Origin of the sequence: Paenibacillus puerhi (assembly GCF_009846885.1) — a bacterium.
GTDB classification, from domain to species: domain Bacteria; phylum Bacillota; class Bacilli; order Paenibacillales; family NBRC-103111; genus Paenibacillus_G; species Paenibacillus_G puerhi.
Genome location: NZ_WUWM01000087.1, coordinates 1 through 1,533 on the forward strand (window position 1 = coordinate 1; position 1,533 = coordinate 1,533).

A 1,533-nucleotide genomic window follows, 5' to 3' on the forward strand; every position below is an offset into this window, starting at 1 on the left:
TAAGATCAAGTAATAGAAGATCAGTGGCATCACATAACATCGTATTCACGCTTCGGGCCATTCGGCCCTCGGTGCTGTATCATTCGGTCCCTACGGGGACCGTGCTGCGCGGCACAACCCTGACGGGTTCGTGAATACACAAGACGTTATAGGAAATCAGCGCAAAAACATATTTAAAACAATTTTTAAAAAAACTTTTAGAGAAGGAGAAGAAATGTTGAAAGAAAAGATTTTTAAATTCGGTGAAATAACGTCCAAGACATTAATAACAATTCTATTTTATACAGGAATTTTACCGATAATTTATCAATCTATTGAATTTGGAAAAACCGTGTATTTGAATAATTTTGTTGAAATAACAGTGAAAAATGGGGACTGGTATACTGGCAAAGAAATAAATAATTTACCTCTTGGGATATTTCAAGGAGTAATTGTATTTTTGGTTTCTATTATTATATGGAAAGTGATTTGCGAGATCATATTTATTATGGTTCGATATTTTGAAATCAACAGTAGACAGATAAAGTAATAGGAAATTTGTATGTTGTTTCAAAGAAGCGCTGACATCCTATAACACCGTATTCACGCTGCGGGGCTACGCCCCTTGGTCTGCCCGAGGGATTTCGTAGAAGTGATTCAGGCAGACAACTCCTGCGAGGCTAAGTCTTCGACCCGGCGCTAAAGCGCCTTAAGCCTCTCGGGTTCGTGAATACAAGAACGTTATCGGAAATCGAGGTATGACATATTTAAAAGCTAAGGAGCTAAAATGCCTATTAAATCAAGAATAGTAGTTGGATCTCTATTAATAATTGCAGGTATCTTCATTGCAGTATTTTATTACAACATAAACAAAACTTATAAAGTTGACGAACTACCAGATGATATTATCCGCCGGATATATGCTAGTGCTGACGGCAAGAAAAATGTTACAAATATACAAATTCAACAAAACAAGAAAGTTGGTAAGTATCTCGTTTTTTTGTATTCATATGATTATAAAAATATGGGAGATTCAAACGATTATATAATTTATGAAGAACACAAAAATAAATACAAAGTACAAGTCGCTGGAAAATTGGCATTTAAATTAAAAGATAGTAAACACAATAAAGGATTACAGTATGTCATGTTAGATGGGTATCTTATTATGAGTGGTATTATAAATCAAGAAGATGTAGACACATTTGAAATTGCTTCCGGGGATACAAGAATTGTAATGCTCCCCATTGTCAAGACACGAATTTCTAAGGAATAAGTTATGTCCTCCTTCTCGTGGGCCTAAGTTTTTAGGATGCGATTTCTTCGATACAATGGGCGTAAAATTGATCGGGTTTCGCTTCATTAAGAGATTGATGAGGGCGTTCCTGGTTGTAAAAGTGGACATAGCGAGCTATCCCTTTTCGTAGCTGTTTATTGCATAATAAAAGTGCCGAATATTGCAGCGTAAAAATGCTAAGTTAAATGCAAAAGAGACACTTGCCAGCATCCTATTAAACTCCTATCGTAAGGTTTGCGAGAACTGACGAAGGAGAC

General features: G+C 36.1%; 2 protein-coding genes. One reads left to right on the forward strand and one right to left on the reverse strand.

The genetic code is table 11. From position 1 onward, the window contains the following. Nucleotides 1–766 precede the first annotated feature (766 nt). Complete coding sequence (locus GSF01_RS29090; protein WP_159888761.1) at nt 767–1,255, forward strand: hypothetical protein; 489 nt, start codon at nt 767–769, stop codon at nt 1,253–1,255. A gap of 31 nt (nt 1,256–1,286) precedes the next feature. Here the strand turns inward: GSF01_RS29090 and GSF01_RS30560 are convergent, their stop codons facing one another. After that, nucleotides 1,287–1,451 carry an integrase core domain-containing protein gene (locus GSF01_RS30560; RefSeq protein WP_159888762.1) on the reverse strand — a complete coding sequence of 55 codons (165 nt, stop codon included), beginning with the start codon at nt 1,449–1,451 and terminating at the stop codon, nt 1,287–1,289. Between the last annotated feature and the right edge of the window lie 82 nt (nt 1,452–1,533).

Bases quoted from the DNA above. Each gene is read 5' to 3' on its own strand.
- GSF01_RS29090 (WP_159888761.1), top strand. From the start codon at position 767: ATGCCTATTAAATCAAGAATAGTAGTTGGATCTCTATTAATAATTGCA.